This window comes from Hyphomicrobium sp. CS1GBMeth3 (genome assembly GCF_900117455.1).
In the GTDB taxonomy this organism is placed as follows: domain Bacteria; phylum Pseudomonadota; class Alphaproteobacteria; order Rhizobiales; family Hyphomicrobiaceae; genus Hyphomicrobium_C.
Map to the genome: position 1 here is coordinate 163,048 of NZ_FPHO01000002.1, position 14,693 is coordinate 177,740.

Here is a 14,693-nt window from a genome sequence, read left to right on the forward strand (position 1 = left end):
AGGACAACGGGTGGCGCGAGTAGGGGTTCCGTGCCCGCGGTAGCGTGTAAGGACTTGTTTCAACCGCTATTTTTCGGCGTTCTATTTTGGACGCGGGTCCGGCAGCGCAGAGCCCGCCTCTGTTACGCCCGCGCGCATGCGCCGGACCGCCTCGATGAGCGTCAGGGCAGCGTTCTGGACTTCCTCGAACGTGGCGGTGTCGGCATCCAAGTCGGTGTGGCTCGTGGCGTACGGGCGGTAGTAGCCGATGAAGCGATCGAGGAGTGCCGCATCTCCGGCCGGCACGAGCTGCATGTCCGAAAGCCAGTCGGTCAGCGCGCGGCGCAAACTTTCAACGCCGGCTGAATCTCCATGTGCGACTATGGCGAAGACGCGCCCGGCCAAGTGGCGTGGGTAGGACCATCCGTCGAGTTCGAGCTGTTTTGCTTTGGCGGCGTTCTTGCCGTGGGTCGTTGTCGGATCGGGGTTGCCGCCGTCAGCGCAGACGAGGCGGTCCATCATCGCCTTGAGCGCGGTCGGCGCGTGGTACCAGTGACAGGGCGTCACGATCAGGATGCCGTGCGCGGCGACCCACATCGGATAGATCTCGTTCATCCAGTCGTTGACCTGGTCGAGCGCGTGGTTCGGATAGCACGAGCAGGGCCAGTGGCAGAGCGCCGGCGACGTCGAGAAGCAGGCTTTGCACGGGTGGATGTGACGGCCGTATTCCGCCGTCGTGTGGGAGAGATCGAGGACATCGCATATGAAGCCGGGAGTCTGCCGGAAAATGGTAAGAGCCGTTTCCATCAACCGATAGGATTTCGACATCTCGCCGGGGCAGGTGTGCTCGCTGCGTGGTGAGCCGTTGATCAGAAGCACGCGTGATGGAGCCTCGGGATCGGCGTGCATTCTGGCGGCGGCTTCGATAGCGTCGCGCGCCGCGATCCATTCGACGGAAAGATCGTAATCAGGATCGGTGAAGCCGGGTCCGGCCTTGCGCGTGCGTGGCGCTTTGCGGCTTTCCTTGTAGGCCTGCCAAGCGATCTCGGTTGCGCGATCGATCTCGGGTGCGAGCGGGCCGAAGGCTGGATCATAGAAGTGTGAGAGGAAGCGCTTGCGGAAGGTGTCGTGGTCGAGGTCCACGGCCGGCATACCCTTGCGGGGCTCGGCGTCTGACATGGGTAGGCTCCATTGCCGCCCCCTCCCGGCCGCTATTCTGATTTGTGCGCAACTCTTTTCGCGCGCCGTTCGTTCCGTTGCGTCAGTCCACCCAGAGGTCCTTTTCGCGATGCCACTCCTCGAGCGATTGCTCGGGATAGAGATCGAAGGTCAGATGGCCGTCGCGGATATCGGGCTCGATCCAATCCGGCTTGAAGCGCAACATTGAGTGAACCGACGACGGCGGCCTTGGGAGTGGGCTGTCGATGGCGGACGCAAACGGGTGGATCAACTCCGGCCATTCGGGTGAGAAGAGCCAGAGCGCGGTGGCGCAGCGGGAGCAGAAGTTGCGCTCCGCCGTTGAGAGCTCGCAGGTGCCATCCTCCTGGCGGATCTCGGCGCGGAATATGCGGATTGCGTTGTCGGGATCCTCGACGTTCAGCGTGCGCGCGTCGGCGCCAAGGTTGATGGCATATCCGCCGCCGCCCGCCGTCTTGCGGCAGATCGAGCAGTAGCAGCGTTGGTAGGGGACCGGCGTGTGGCTGTCGCAGGTGAAGCGCACGGCGCCGCACCGGCAGGAGCCGGCAAGGGCGATGGGCATGACGACGACCTCCTTGTGTCGTCATGCCTAACGAACTTGAGGCAGGTCAGGTTGCCTGACGCACGGCGCCTTACTTTCGCAGCCAAGGCCCTCCTGAACCTGCGGTCCGTTGGACTACGGCGTTCCTTATTGCCAGACAGTGTGCCTTGCTGGCCTGACCACTTCATTCACACGAGACCGTCCAGGATACGGCCCACCTCGGCAGCGTTGAAGGCGCGGAGGGTTTGCGTGCGCACGTAGCCGCGCGAGGCAACGCTCATGGACAGTCTCGTTGCCGTTTCGTCGTCTGGGGCCTCGCAGATCGCGATCACGTCGGTCGGACCGAGGGTCCAGTACATGTCCTTCACGGTTACTCCGGCTTTCTTGGCCATCTCCTTGAACTTGTCCGAGCGGCCGACGGTATCCTTGACGTCGTGGGCGCCTTTGTCCGTGAAACTTGCGAGGACGATATAGCTTGCCATGGGAAGCCTCCTGGGCTGTCGGCTCCGCCCCGTCGCGTCCCGAGAGTACCGCAACTCCGGGCCGGTGTGGACATCGCCCGAGTATCAGCGTTGCTTTTGGGGGATGGAGGAAACGGGCGGGAACGAGAGCCCCTTTCCGTCCTTGAAGTGTTCCACGGGATACAGCCGGGCGCTGACGCGGCCCTAATCTGCCGGGTCCGAATAGGAGCAGAGATGAAAGGGGACACCCGTGCTTTCCGTTCGCACCGCAAAAATTGCCGCGCTGGCGAACGTCGCGTTCGTGATCGCCACGGTTTACTATGTGACCCAAATCTTCAACTACACTCCCGTTTCCGAGATGCCTCATCCGGACCTCGGGTTGGTTGCGCTCGGGTTGCCACCCGTTCTGGCGGCTTGGGGCGGCGCGCGGGTTGCGCGCAACGACGCTGCCGGCCGGCTGCTCGCCGTGGGTCTTCTTCTTGCGCTTGCCGTGTACGTCATCTCGTTTTTTGCGATGGTCTCGAGCGACGAGCCGTTGGCCCCGCTGGGGCATGTCTTTGTGTCTCTGGGAACGGCGGTCGGGTTGTTGGTGATCGTGCTCGGCGTCTGGCTCATCGGCCGGCGCGGGCGTTGAACCGGAACGAGCATTTCCATGGATGTTCGACGCATTGTAACGATCGGGATTCTCGTCCACGTCGGATTGGTCGGGGCCGCGGTCTACTACGTGACGCGCGTGGCCAATTTCACGGCGCTGTCCGAACTGCCGAACACCGATTTCTTCGCATTTTCCGCCACGGCGATCCCGCCCATTCTGGCGGCCTTGATCGGCAAGGTGCTGGCGCGCGGCGCGAGAGCCACCCGGCTTCTTGCATACGGGCTGGCAGTTGGCGCGGCGATCTATGCGGTGTCGTTCGCGGGTGTGATACTCGCGAGGGACGACGAGCCCCTGGCGCCACTGTTGCTCATCGTGACGTCGCTGTGGCTCGCGGCTGGGTATACCGTTCTTTTGCTGATCGTTTGGCTCGTGGGACGTCGGAGCCCTTAAGCCGAGCGCGGTGAGGTTTTCGTCACCGCTTTGCCGACGCCCGAGGCCGGCGGCGTGATGCCCATCGAGACGTAGACGCTCATCAGGTCGTCGATGCCGAGGTCGGCGGGCTCGACCCACGCGGCGGGAACGTAAATCAGCGCGCCGCCGACCGGTACCGGGGCGGACGGAACCAGGACGGCGACGTAGTCCTGGTCGCCCAGGCGGACCGGCGTTTTCGAGGGGAGGAGGGCGAGAACGGCGGCGCTCGGCTTACCGCCGAAATAGCACCAGGCCGGATTCATGCTCTTGATGCTGTCGCCATTGCCGGCGTCGACGATGGAGACGAAGCGGCTCGAGAGGTCATAGACGCTTGAGATCAGCGGAATACGGCGGATCAGCCTGTCGAACAGCTCGGCTATCCACGTGCCAAGGCGGGAGTGGACCAGAAGGCCCAAGGCGTAGATGGCGGCGATGATGGCGGCGAGGCCGATCAGGTAGGGTGTGAGCTCGGACGCGCTGGCGCCGAAGCCCAGCGAGATGAGGAAGCGACCGAAGGCGCTGCTCGGCCCCAGGTATTGGTTGATCAGCGACAGCAGCCAACCCGTGACGAAAATCGTGAGAAAAAGCGGCAGGGCGGCGAGAAGGCCCGTCAGGAAGACGCGTCCGATTTTGCCCATGCTTGCTCCATCAACCAGCAGACGATTCGTGCGACCAGGGACCATGCAGCGTCTGCAACAGTCTGGGTGCCGTCAAGGTCTTTTGCCGGGGTTCTTGGGCGGGGCAACTCGAAAAATCGCCTTGCCGCCATACATGAAGAGAGTGGCCGCTTGGATGGCCAGAAGCTCATGGTTACGTCCACTCAAACAAGGGAGGTTCGCCATGAAAGTCAAAGATGTAATGCATAAGGGCGTCGAGTGGGTTGGCGCAGATACGCCGATCACTGAAATTGCGAAGTTGATGCGCGGCAACGACATCGGCGCCGTTCCGATCGGCGAGAACGACAAGCTGATCGGAATGGTGACGGACCGCGACATCGTCTGCAACGGTCTCGCGAAGGACGGCTTTGATCCCGGACTGTCGACGGCGCGCGACGTGATGACGCCCGGCATCCATTGCTGTCGCGACGACGACGATCTCAGCAAGGCCATAGCGCATATGGAATTGCTGAAGGTTCGCCGCTTGCCGGTGATCAACAAGAGCAAGCGCATGGTCGGTATCCTGAGCCTGGGCGATCTCGGGCACACGGCGCAGCGCGAGGCTGTGGCTGAGTACGTCAAGAGCGTGTCGGCGCATCATCACTGAGCGCTGATGCGGCACGCCTTATGGCCGAATGACCGAGGTGTGCAGAGGCCGCTACTGCCCCGTCCCCTCCGGTCTCGCGGGGGGCGGCCTTTGCGGCGCTTCTGCTGCTCGGCCACGGTTTTGAATCTCGATGGTTCGCGTCGGCTTATGTCGGCCGCGGACGCGCTGGCGGGCGTGGCATCCGGGAGACTCGTGGGCGCAATTGCGTCGATCCACAGCAAACAGCCGCCGGTTGCCATTGTCTTGGCGCGAACAGAGCCCTTAGCTTTCTTCTACCTAAGTAAATAATCGGAGGTGGGATATGAAGGGTTTGCGCATCGGGCTTGCCGTTGTCATGGCTGCAGCGTTTGCGGGGAACGCCGATGCGGCGTGCCGGACGGTGGTCGGCTCGGCCGACATGATCACGCGCGATCTGGCCACGTTCATGGCCAATGCCGCGCTCAAGAACGCCATCGAGGCGAAGGGGTTGAAGCCCTCGGGAGAGGTCGCTCTGAGCTGTAAAGACGACACCTTCACGACCTATTGCAAGGCGTCGCGCAAGGCCTGCAACTAAGCGATCCGCTTAGAAGACTGATCGTTGCTGCTCACGAAGAGCGGATTAAAGCGATCGGAGTCTAGTCTTTATTATTGAGCATCGACAAGGCGGCGTGCCGGTCCGACGGCTTCAGCTTGAGGAACAGTGCGCGCGCCGTCTTGATGTCCTTCTCCGATCCGCTCTCGGACGCCGTTCGCAGCGCGACCGTGGTCGGGTGATCGGGACTGCAGATGAAGGCGAGCGCTTTGGCGAGGCGCCCCATGGCCTCGCGGTCGATCACCGGTTCTGACATTCAGCGTGTCCTTTTACGAGTTTGCCGTGGTTGCGTGACGTCGGGGGCTACTTGCCCGGCCGGCCGGTTTTGCGTGGACGGCCGCGGCGCGCTTTCTGTTCGGCCTCGGTTTGAATTTCGACCGTGCGCGCCGGCTTGGTGAGATCCGGCTTCTTCGGTAGCGGTGCGGAGGACTTCTTCACCGCGAGCGACGCGTGCGGGCCCATCTCGTCGAGTGTCGGCTTGTGCGGGCCGCGCACGCCTTCGCCGAATGCGCCGGCCTTCGTGCGTGGATCAACATCGGGGCGGCGCGGGATGGCGCGGTCGGTTCCGGGACCCATGTCGTCGAGTGACGGCTTGCGGACACGCGGCGACGGCTTCGAAGCGGACTGCGCGTAGGTCGGCTGCACCGGCTCGTACTCGGTCGCGATGCGCGACGGCGTTGTTCCCCCCCTCCTATCCTCCCCCACAGGGGGGGAGGAACTCTGTTGAGCAAGACCATGGCGACCGCTTTCTCCCTCCCCCTTGTGGGGAGGGCCGGGGTGGGGGGAACCCCGACCTTTGCCGATTGACGGCATGTTCGCTTTCGCGCCGTATTTGCGCTCGCCCTTGAAGCTGCCCGCCTGCTCCTCGACGGAGGACTGACGTGCGAGCGGATCGTCGGCGATGGCGAGCTCGGTTTCGCGCAGGCGCTTGATCTCGTCGCGCAGGCGCGCGGCGGTCTCGAATTCCAGATCCGCCGCGGCTTCCTTCATGCGCCGCTCCATATCCTCGATCACGGCCGCGAGGTTGTGACCCACGGTCGGGCTGTCGGCGAGGCCCGCGTCGACGGTGACGTGATCCTGCTCGTAGACCGACGACAGAACGTCCTGGATGTTGCGCTTGATGCTCTCAGGCGTGATGCCGTTAGCCTCGTTGTAGGCCACTTGCTTTTCGCGGCGGCGCTCGGTCTCGGCCATGGCGCGTTCCATGGAGCCGGTGATCTGGTCGGCATAGAGGATGACGCGACCGTCGACGTTGCGCGCGGCGCGGCCGATGGTCTGCACCAGCGAGGTTTCCGAGCGCAGGAAGCCTTCCTTATCCGCATCGAGGATTGCGACGAGCGCGCACTCCGGAATGTCGAGGCCCTCGCGCAGGAGGTTGATGCCGATCAGCACGTCGAAGGCGCCGAGGCGCAGGTCGCGGATGATCTCGATGCGCTCCAGCGTCTCGATGTCCGAGTGCATGTAGCGCACGCGGATGCCAGCCTCATGCATGTACTCTGTCAGATCCTCGGCCATGCGCTTGGTGAGCGTGGTGACGAGCGAGCGGTAGCCGCGCTTGGCCACCTGGCGCACCTCATCGAGCAGGTCGTCGACCTGCGACTTGGCCGGGCGGATCTCGACCGGCGGATCGATGAGACCCGTGGGGCGGATGACCTGCTCGGCGAAGGTGCCCCCGGTCTCGTTCAGCTCCCAGCCGCCGGGTGTTGCCGAGACGGCCACGGTCTGCGGACGCATGGCGTCCCATTCCTCGAAGCGTAGGGGGCGATTGTCCATGCACGAGGGCAGGCGGAAGCCATACTCGGCAAGCGTCGCCTTGCGCCGGTAGTCGCCGCGGAACATGCCGCCGATCTGGGGTACGGTGACATGGCTCTCGTCGACGAACACCAGCGCGTCGTCGGGCAGATATTCGAACAGGGTCGGCGGCGGGTCGCCCGGATTGCGGCCCGTGAGATAGCGCGAATAGTTCTCGATGCCGGCGCAGGAGCCGGTCGCTTCCATCATCTCCATGTCGAAGACGGTGCGCTGTTCCAGGCGCTGGGCTTCGAGCAGCTTGCCGGTGTCGTACAACTCGTTGAGGCGCTGCTTGAGCTCAACCTTGATGTTCTTGATGGCTTGCTGCAGCGTCGGTTTCGGCGTCACGTAGTGCGAGTTGGCGTAGATCTTCACCAGCGCGAGGTCGTCGGTCTTCTGCCCCGTCAGCGGGTCGAACTCGGTGATGCTCTCGACCTCGTCGCCGAACAGAGAGATGCGCCAGGCGCGGTCCTCGTAGTGGGCCGGGAACACCTCGACCGTGTCGCCGCGCACGCGGAAGTTGCCGCGCACGAAGGCGGCGTCGTTGCGCCGGTAGTGCAGCGCGACGAGGTCGGCCAGGAGTTGGTCCCGCGACAGGCGCTCGCCGAGCTTCACGGCGAAGGTCATCGCCGTGTAGGTCTCGACCGAGCCGATACCGTAGATACAGGAGACGGACGCGACGATGATCACGTCGTCGCGCTCGAGCAGGGCGCGCGTCGCAGCGTGGCGCATGCGGTCGATCTGCTCGTTGATGTCGGCTTCTTTCTCGATGTAGGTGTCCGTGCGCGGGACGTAGGCCTCCGGCTGGTAGTAGTCGTAGTAGGAGACGAAGTACTCGACTGCATTGTTCGGAAAGAAGCTCTTCATCTCGCCGTAGAGCTGCGCGGCGAGCGTTTTGTTGGGCGCCAGGACCAGCGCCGGGCGTTGCGTGGCTGCGATGACCTGCGCCATCGTGAAGGTCTTGCCGGACCCGGTGACGCCGAGCAGCACTTGCGTGCGCTCGTTCTCGTTCACGCCTGCGACGAGGTCTGCGATGGCGGTCGGCTGATCGCCTTTGGGCTCATACTCGGATACGATCTCGAAGATGCGGCCGCCTTCGCTTTTCTCTGGGCGCTCCGGCCGATGCGGCATGAACATCGGCATGTTGCCTGAGACGAGCGGGTGCGAGGCGATCATCGGCTGGCGGGCCAGGATCGAGTTGGCCTTCTCGGATCGCTCGTGCGGGCGCGTCAGGATCGCGGTCAGGCTGTCACCGAGACTTTCGCCTGCCGCCGCACGCGGTGGGAGCGGGCCTTGCTGACGCAGAGCGGGCAGCGCTGGCTTTGCGCCGTCGCCCGGAGCTCGGCTTTCGGCATCAAACTGCGCCTGAGGCGCCTCGGAAAAGCCGCGCGGGGCCGGCACGCCGGCGGCGGTTTCCGCGGGTGGCGGCGTGGGCTTGCCGGAGCGGCCGCGGGAGGGCCGCGGACCCTTAGAGGTCCCTGATTTTTTCGGGGGCGATGCCATGGGGCGGAATATGGCGTGCCGCGCGGTGCGGGGGAAGGGGCCTGCGCGCCGCTGTTTCACTTGCGCGAATGCTTAGTGAGCCCCACCTCCTCCATGATCGTCTCTGCCGTCGATCAAATTTTGCGGAGTCGCGTCATGTCGAAAGTCGCCTTCGTCGCCCTTTCCGCCCTTGGGCTCGCCCTGGCTGCCACCGCGGCCACGGCTCCACCCGCGGCGGCCAAGATAGCCTGCAAGGATGGGTTCCAGCTCTCCGGCGGCAACTGGATCTCGACACCATATTGCAACGACGAGTATCTGGCCCAGATTGCGCGCAAGCATGGCGCAAAGGTCTCCGGCAACGAGGTGCGCTCGAACCCGAACACGAAATACGAGGTGTGTCGGTTCCTGAGCGGCAGTCCTGCAGCGCGCGACTATTGCCCGGATGAGGGCGGGCGGGGTCGCCGCTAGACGTGCTTGGCCTTAACCGGCTTGCCGGTGACGAGCGTTGCGCTGGGGCAACACTCGCGCAAATTGGCGCTGCCGGGACGGGACGGGTTCAGCGGCGCCCTTTGAATGCCTCGATTCATGGTCCATGTTACGAGCAATGGCCAGATGATCTGGATGGATTGGCAATGAGATCAATGATTTTCGCCGCCGTTGGCGGTGTGGCGATGGCGGTTGGTGCGCAGGCTGCCCTGGCATTCACCTTCGAAGGGCAGGGAGGGTCTCAGCCTACGACGCCGCAGGCAAATGCCCAGCAGACCGCGCCTCAGATCGGTTTCTCCGGAATGGATCCTCGCTCGGTGTTGCCGCCCATCGGCGAGTCGATCGGCGACAAGGGTTTTGACTTCGGACCGGGCTCCCAAAACAACGGGCTGGCCTCTCAGCCGACGCGCGGCAGCTCGGTTGGGCCGAGCTGGCTTTATCCGCCGGGCCGCTGAAGCGGGTCTTCGCGTTTGATTTGAAGAAGGCGCTCCGTTCAGAGCGCCTTCTTTATTGCGCTTCAGCTATCTCCTGGATCACGCTGCATAGTGGGGTTTGCCCATTCTATGCGCGAACAAGGCCAGCAAGTCGGTCTGGGTGATGAGGCCGAGAACGCGCTGGCTTTCGTCAACGGTTACGACGGCATGCGTCCGGCCATCGGTCAGGGCGGGGACCAGCGCGAGAGCTGGATCGGTCTCCGATGCCGTCACAGCTGGCGACATGAGTGTCCCGATCCGTCCGGCACCGTCCATCACTTCACGCAGTCCCACGGTGCCCTTAAGACGCCTTCGGTCATCGACGACGGGGAGGATCCTTAGATTGTGTTTGAGCAGGAGCGAACGCGCGAGCTTCGGCTCGTCATCTACGCTTACGGAAACGACATCGCGCGACATGACCTCTCCGCAAAGAATATTCGCGTGGGCACGAACGAGCGCCTCCAGCTCGACTTGCCGCAACAGCCGTTCGAGGTTGCCTGGATCAATGTCGAAGGTTTCGTCGAGCAGCGCCAACGCAGCGTCGATGTCCGCAGGCTGAAAGCCCACGCGGGCCTGCGCCGGAGGGTCCTGAGTGCCATGCGTATTGAGCGGTGTCGCCGTGACGGCGTGCGGATAGTTCCTTCGCGACAGCGTGTGAAATGCGATGCCGATCAAAACCAGGAGAATCGAGTTCAAGCCTACCGGCACAAACGGGAACAGAAACCCTGATCCCGTGATCGCGGGACCACCGACAACTGCCGTCAGGGCCGCAGCGCCTCCCGGTGGATGGAGGCATCGCGTGAACGACATGGTGAGGATGGCCAGCGAAACGGCGAGGCCGGCGGCGAGGATCGGGTCGTTGATGAAAAGAGCGACCGTAACGCCGACAACAGCGGAAATCGTATTGCCTCCGACAATGGACCACGGTTGCGCAAGCGGGCTGGCCGGTACCGCGAACAGCAGGACGGCTGAAGCCCCGATGGGGGCCACGATCAGAGGAAGCTGGTAGATCTGGCCGTAGAGCGTGCCGCAGATCAAGCTGGTGAGGAGGATGCCGGCCAGGGCACCGACGCAGGCGAGCAGCCGCTCTCGCAACGTCGCACCGGCGAGGATCGGCACAAACAAGCGACTCTTCAGGCGATCGCTCGCTGCTGGCTTGGACGTTCCAGTCTTTTTCTGCATGCGTGGCTGGATTGAGTGCAAGGAGAAGCGGCGCCGCAACAAGAGGCGGCTCGCTAGGGCGTCCTCTGCGAGGACGATTGCGATAGCTGTGCTGCCGCATGCGGTCTGAGCTCGGGCACGATGCTGCCGCCACGATGCATCACGATCCCGAGGCTCAGCGACTCCGCGATCCGTTCCGCACGATCGATGAACAATGCGGCGGTGCTTGGCGGGCAGACCTCCGCTGCCGTTTCGCGGAAAAGCGCGAGCCAGACAGGGAAAAGCTCGAGCTCCAGGCCGGCTACTTTGGCATGCGCCTGCATCGGTTGCCCCTTGTAACGTCCGGTCATTAGCGTGACGGAAGACCAGAACGTGCACATGGTGGCGAGATGGTGATCCCAGTCCTTAATCGCGGTCGCGAAGATAGGGCCCAGCGTCGCGTCTGCTCGTACTTTGCCGTAGAATGCGTGCACGAGCTTGCGGATCATCTCTTCATCGACGCCGACCGCCGATCCCGGTGATTTGGGATGTGGTTCGCGGGACATGGTTTGCTAGGCTCCGGAGCTGAGCTATAAGATGTATTTTTTTCACATCTTATAGCGTGGTATCCCAGAGTCAAACAGAAGCAAGTGTCGCATGCGACTAACCACTCATACCGATTATGCCCTTCGCGTTCTCATGTATCTCGGCGCCCGACCCGATCATCGCGCGACCATAGAGGAGATTGCCCGCGTCTACGGCATCTCGCAGAACCACCTCATGAAGGTCGTCAACAATCTGGCGCGGCACGGCTGGGTCGAGGCTCAGCGCGGGCGTGGCGGCGGCCTGCGGTTGGCCCGCGATCCCAATAGCATCACGGTCGGCGCCGTCATCCGCACGACGGAGGAAGACTTCGATATGGTCGCCTGCTTCCGTGCCGCCGATGCGTGCCGCCTGACGCCCGCGTGTCACTTGAAGCGCTCGCTGGTGCAAGCGCTCGATGCTTATCTCGCGGTGCTCGATGACGTGACGCTTGCGAGTCTGATAACCCAGCCCCGACGTCTTCTCGCCGCGCTCGCGACGTGAGTCCTGTTTGGCTCTGATGCCCCAGCCCAGCGTCAGACACGCCGAGCTTCCGCACATCCGATTTTAGTTGCGAATGAGTTGCAAAAACGCTTGCGGTTTGTGTGCTCGCGTGCATTATGCAAATGCGAATTGTTTGCAATAAGGGGCGGGTGGGAATGAAGTTTGTGAGACTTGCGGTGGTGAGCGGGGCGGTGCTGGGGTTGGCGACATCGGCAGCGGGGGCTGGCGATAAAGAGCGTTACACGCTTTGGAATCCGACGCCGGACGCCTTGCTGCGGGACATGTCGACGGATCGGCCGGACAAGACGGAAAGTCCCTACACGGTGGACGCGGGCCGGATCCAGATCGAGACGGATCTCGTGGGGTACACGTACGACAGCCGGGACGGGGTGACGACACGTGCTCTCGACGTGCTGCCGTTCAATCTGAAAGTCGGTTTGACCAACAGCACGGATCTTCAGGTCGCCTATGGCGCCTACGGCCGTGTTCGAACCTCCGGTGGAGGGGTCACGGATAGGGAGACTGGCTTCGGTGATCTCACTGTTCGCGTGAAGCACAACGTTTGGGGCAATGATGGTGGACAGACGGCTTTCGCCATCATGCCCTTCGTCAAGCTGCCGACGAACACGTTCAGCGATCTCAACGACGATGTGGAGGGCGGCATCATCGTTCCGCTCGCGATCGATCTCGGCAGCGGTGTTGGGCTCGGGCTCATGACAGAGGTCGACATCCTCAGGGCCGGGGAAGGGCGGGGTTACGAGCCAACATTCATCAACTCCGCAGCGCTTGGGTTTGATCTGACAGAGAAGTGGGGCGCCTATGTCGAGGCCTTTGTGGAGCGCAGCGCCGAAAGCGGCGCGGAAACCATCGTTACTTTGAGCGGCGGCTTCACCTACGCAGTCAACAACAACCTGCAACTCGATGCGGGTGCCAATGTCGGTGTGACGGAAGCTGCGGACGATCTCAACGTGTTTGTCGGTCTGTCTCGTCGCTATTAGCGGCGCGACCTACCGCGCGATTGCCTCTGTCGCGCAGTGGCCGTTCCCGTAGCGAGCGAAGTATGGTATTTGTCCGCATTATGCATTTTTGGTGATTTTTCCTTCGGTGCGTGGTGTGTGGTGTTTCGACTTTTCATTGTCCTCGCGGCCTCGATTTCGGCTGCAAATCTCATAGCTTTCGACGAGCATGAAACGCTCGCCAACATAGATCTCGTGTGGGGGGCCGCCTTCGCGGCGGCGTTTCCGCTGCTGTGGCTGCTCACGAAGGGCCTGCAGCGTTTCTAGGTATGCGTCGCGGGAAGCCTCATGGTGGAGGCCCCGAAGATTGTCTCTCCGGGGCCTTGGTGCGTGAATGCGCTAACGCGTGCTTCCGCTTGAACGGGATGAGCCCATGCTGTCCGAGCCCGATGCTCCGTCGCCACCCCCTTCATTGGCGCGCTGTCCGGGAGCGTATTGCTTGGCGCTTTCGCCGCTGTCCTTCAATTGTCCGGGCGCATGTGTGCGCGCATTCTGTCCCTCGGTCTTGACCTGTCCCGGGGCGTAATCTTTGGCCGTCTTGTCACGATCGCCTGCAAGTGCGGGCATTGAGAGCCCGAGTACGGCAAGCGTGGTAAGCGTGGCGAAAGATGTCTTATGCATCCGACGTCTCCTTATGGTTGCGACCCCGGCGAGCTCTGTAAGCACCGCGTCCCCGCACAGCCGAACGCCGCTCCGCCCTACCTGTTCCTTAGGTGATGTCCGGGCTACCAACGTCAATCTGCAGCCTCTTGAATTGAGGGAGTTATTAAGAAAGACGAAAATTGGATATGCTCTCAAACTCCGCACATGCAGAGCGCGATAGTTTCGTTCGATCGGCTTATAATGGCGGTGAGCCATCAGGTATCGAAAGACGAGGAAATGCGCTGTGAAGTCTTGAGCAGTCTGGCAGGCGGTCGCCTCGTTAGCCTCTCGGCGGCGCGAAACAAGGAGCCGGTGGCACAGATCCTCGCGCAGGTGTTGCCTCGTGAGGGGACCGTGCTCGAGGTGAGTAGCGGCACCGGGCAGCATGTCGTGCATTTTGCGCGTGCGATGCCCAATCTCACCTGGCAACCGAGCGAGCGTGACGCGGACGCGTTGCTGTCGATTGCGCACTGGGTGGCGAGCGAGGGCCTTACGAACGTTCGCGAGGCCATACATCTCGACGTCACGGAGCTACCATGGCCAATTGGGTCCGCTGCGGCTGTCGTCTGCCTGAACATGATCCACATAGCGCCGTGGTCAGCAGGCGAGGCGCTCATTCGTGGAGCGGCCGAGATTCTTGAGCCTGGTGGCACGCTTGTCCTCTACGGCCCCTTTCGCCGCCAGGGCCTGCACACGTCCGACAGCAACGCAGCTTTTGATCGCCGGCTGCGAGCACAGAACCCTGAGTGGGGCGTGCGCAATCTCGAGGATGTCGCACGTTGTGCGCAAACGCATGGCTTTGGAACGCCGGATATCCACGAGATGCCAGCCAACAATCTATCAGTTGTCTTTTGGAAGGCGTAGCGTTGGCGGCGAAACCACGACACCTCTCAACCCACGTCAGTTTCGCAATGGACCTTCCGCATTTCACCGACGAGCAACGCTGCAGCATCGAATTCATCGGCGACAGCTATCAGCGGCTGACGGGCCACCCCCTCGTATCAGGCGAAGGCGATTTGATCGAAAGACTGTGGTCGGCGCCCCTCGCCATCGTGGCCCATGGCACGCAATCCGATCCCATCTTCTTTTTCGGCAATCGCACCGCCTTGACGCTTTTCGAGATGGACTTCGCCGCCTTTACGCGCCTGCCCTCGCGCTTTTCTGCCGAGCCGCCGCTGCGTGAGGAGCGCACCCGCCTCCTCGAACGTGTGACGCGAGACGGGGTCATCAATGACTACGCTGGCGTGCGCATCTCCGCGACGGGCAAGCGCTTTCGTATTTCGAATGCGTCCGTGTGGAGCCTGACTGACGCGACCGGTCAGCCGATCGGCCAAGCGGCAGCGTTTACCGACTGGGTCTACGTTGCTCAATCTGGCTGAAAATACCTCGGTGCGGTGGCTTCAGACTTTACAATGCGCACCGGGATCGACTTGTAGCTCGGTGTCCCGCCCCTGACATCGTAGCGCTCGAGGTCGACGAGCCTGTTCGCGGCTCGCAGC

The 14,693-nt window shown here is 62.8% G+C and carries 20 protein-coding genes; 11 read left to right on the forward strand and 9 right to left on the reverse strand.

The features are described from left to right. Window positions 1-81: 81 nt before the first annotated feature. From CS1GBM3_RS00895 to CS1GBM3_RS00905, 3 genes are all read right to left on the reverse strand, one after another. Window positions 82-1,158: a flavodoxin family protein gene (locus tag CS1GBM3_RS00895; RefSeq protein WP_072390112.1), complete on the reverse strand. Its 1,077-nt coding sequence runs from the start codon at window positions 1,156-1,158 to the stop codon at window positions 82-84. Between the two features lie 82 nt (window positions 1,159-1,240). Then, entirely contained in the window at window positions 1,241-1,738 is a 498-nt protein-coding gene (locus CS1GBM3_RS00900; protein WP_072390115.1) for a GFA family protein, read from the reverse strand. Between the two features lie 167 nt (window positions 1,739-1,905). Then, window positions 1,906-2,199, reverse strand: coding sequence for a GYD domain-containing protein (locus tag CS1GBM3_RS00905; RefSeq protein ID WP_072390118.1), 294 nt, complete (start codon window positions 2,197-2,199; stop codon window positions 1,906-1,908). A gap of 229 nt (window positions 2,200-2,428) precedes the next feature. On the opposite strand from CS1GBM3_RS00905, the gene CS1GBM3_RS00910 reads away from it, so the two are divergent. Both CS1GBM3_RS00910 and CS1GBM3_RS00915 read left to right on the forward strand, forming a co-directional pair. After that, window positions 2,429-2,812 carry a hypothetical protein gene (locus CS1GBM3_RS00910; protein WP_072390121.1) on the forward strand — a complete coding sequence of 128 codons (384 nt, stop codon included), beginning with the start codon at window positions 2,429-2,431 and terminating at the stop codon, window positions 2,810-2,812. Between the two features lie 18 nt (window positions 2,813-2,830). Beyond that, a complete protein-coding gene (locus tag CS1GBM3_RS00915; RefSeq protein ID WP_072390124.1) occupies window positions 2,831-3,223 on the forward strand; it encodes a hypothetical protein in 393 nt (130 codons plus the stop codon). Here the strand turns inward: CS1GBM3_RS00915 and CS1GBM3_RS00920 are convergent. After that, entirely contained in the window at window positions 3,220-3,882 is a 663-nt protein-coding gene (locus CS1GBM3_RS00920; RefSeq protein ID WP_072390127.1) for a DUF502 domain-containing protein, read from the reverse strand. The two genes, CS1GBM3_RS00915 and CS1GBM3_RS00920, sit on opposite strands and share 4 nt — an antisense overlap. 202 nt (window positions 3,883-4,084) lie before the next feature. Between CS1GBM3_RS00920 and CS1GBM3_RS00925 the strand changes: the two genes are divergently transcribed. After that, window positions 4,085-4,507 (forward strand): CBS domain-containing protein, encoded by a 423-nt coding sequence (locus CS1GBM3_RS00925; RefSeq protein WP_072390130.1) that lies wholly within the window; start codon window positions 4,085-4,087, stop codon window positions 4,505-4,507. Window positions 4,508-4,808: 301 nt separating this feature from the next. Continuing rightward, on the forward strand, window positions 4,809-5,060 hold the full coding sequence (locus tag CS1GBM3_RS00930; RefSeq protein WP_072390133.1) for a hypothetical protein: 252 nt from the start codon (window positions 4,809-4,811) through the stop codon (window positions 5,058-5,060). Window positions 5,061-5,121: 61 nt separating this feature from the next. On the opposite strand, the gene CS1GBM3_RS00935 is transcribed toward CS1GBM3_RS00930, so the two are convergent. Together CS1GBM3_RS00935 and uvrB are read right to left on the reverse strand one after the other, a co-directional pair. Further along, complete coding sequence (locus CS1GBM3_RS00935) at window positions 5,122-5,334, reverse strand: hypothetical protein (protein WP_072390136.1); 213 nt, start codon at window positions 5,332-5,334, stop codon at window positions 5,122-5,124. Between the two features lie 47 nt (window positions 5,335-5,381). Next, complete coding sequence (gene uvrB / locus CS1GBM3_RS00940; protein WP_072390139.1) at window positions 5,382-8,372, reverse strand: excinuclease ABC subunit UvrB; 2,991 nt, start codon at window positions 8,370-8,372, stop codon at window positions 5,382-5,384. Window positions 8,373-8,507: 135 nt separating this feature from the next. Here uvrB and CS1GBM3_RS00945 point away from each other — a divergent pair, with 135 nt between their 5' ends. Beyond that, entirely contained in the window at window positions 8,508-8,819 is a 312-nt protein-coding gene (locus CS1GBM3_RS00945) for a hypothetical protein (RefSeq protein ID WP_139247717.1), read from the forward strand. Window positions 8,820-8,983: 164 nt separating this feature from the next. Continuing rightward, window positions 8,984-9,292: a hypothetical protein gene (locus CS1GBM3_RS00950; protein ID WP_139247718.1), complete on the forward strand. Its 309-nt coding sequence runs from the start codon at window positions 8,984-8,986 to the stop codon at window positions 9,290-9,292. A gap of 78 nt (window positions 9,293-9,370) precedes the next feature. On the opposite strand, the gene CS1GBM3_RS00955 is transcribed toward CS1GBM3_RS00950, so the two are convergent. After that, window positions 9,371-10,492, reverse strand: coding sequence for an HPP family protein (locus CS1GBM3_RS00955; RefSeq protein ID WP_072390147.1), 1,122 nt, complete (start codon window positions 10,490-10,492; stop codon window positions 9,371-9,373). Between the two features lie 53 nt (window positions 10,493-10,545). Then, a complete protein-coding gene (locus CS1GBM3_RS00960) occupies window positions 10,546-11,016 on the reverse strand; it encodes a group III truncated hemoglobin (protein WP_072390150.1) in 471 nt (156 codons plus the stop codon). Between the two features lie 91 nt (window positions 11,017-11,107). Between CS1GBM3_RS00960 and CS1GBM3_RS00965 the strand changes: the two genes are divergently transcribed. The 3 genes from CS1GBM3_RS00965 (at window position 11,108) to CS1GBM3_RS19695 (ending at window position 12,819) form a co-directional block, all read left to right on the forward strand. Further along, window positions 11,108-11,536, forward strand: a complete 429-nt coding sequence (locus CS1GBM3_RS00965; RefSeq protein ID WP_072390153.1) for an RrF2 family transcriptional regulator — start codon at window positions 11,108-11,110, stop codon at window positions 11,534-11,536. 155 nt (window positions 11,537-11,691) lie between these two features. Then, the gene (locus CS1GBM3_RS00970; RefSeq protein WP_171946402.1) at window positions 11,692-12,534 is read left to right on the forward strand and encodes a transporter; all 843 of its coding nucleotides are present in this window, start codon (window positions 11,692-11,694) and stop codon (window positions 12,532-12,534) included. A gap of 117 nt (window positions 12,535-12,651) precedes the next feature. Beyond that, entirely contained in the window at window positions 12,652-12,819 is a 168-nt protein-coding gene (locus tag CS1GBM3_RS19695) for a hypothetical protein (RefSeq protein WP_171946403.1), read from the forward strand. 72 nt (window positions 12,820-12,891) lie between these two features. Here the strand turns inward: CS1GBM3_RS19695 and CS1GBM3_RS00975 are convergent, their stop codons facing one another. Then, entirely contained in the window at window positions 12,892-13,173 is a 282-nt protein-coding gene (locus tag CS1GBM3_RS00975) for a hypothetical protein (RefSeq protein ID WP_072390159.1), read from the reverse strand. Window positions 13,174-13,446: 273 nt separating this feature from the next. Between CS1GBM3_RS00975 and CS1GBM3_RS00980 the strand changes: the two genes are divergently transcribed. Together CS1GBM3_RS00980 and CS1GBM3_RS00985 are read left to right on the forward strand one after the other, a co-directional pair. Beyond that, on the forward strand, window positions 13,447-14,058 hold the full coding sequence (locus tag CS1GBM3_RS00980) for a DUF938 domain-containing protein (protein ID WP_348533595.1): 612 nt from the start codon (window positions 13,447-13,449) through the stop codon (window positions 14,056-14,058). 47 nt (window positions 14,059-14,105) lie between these two features. Beyond that, window positions 14,106-14,573, forward strand: coding sequence for an MEKHLA domain-containing protein (locus tag CS1GBM3_RS00985; RefSeq protein ID WP_072390162.1), 468 nt, complete (start codon window positions 14,106-14,108; stop codon window positions 14,571-14,573). Window positions 14,574-14,693: the final 120 nt, after the last annotated feature.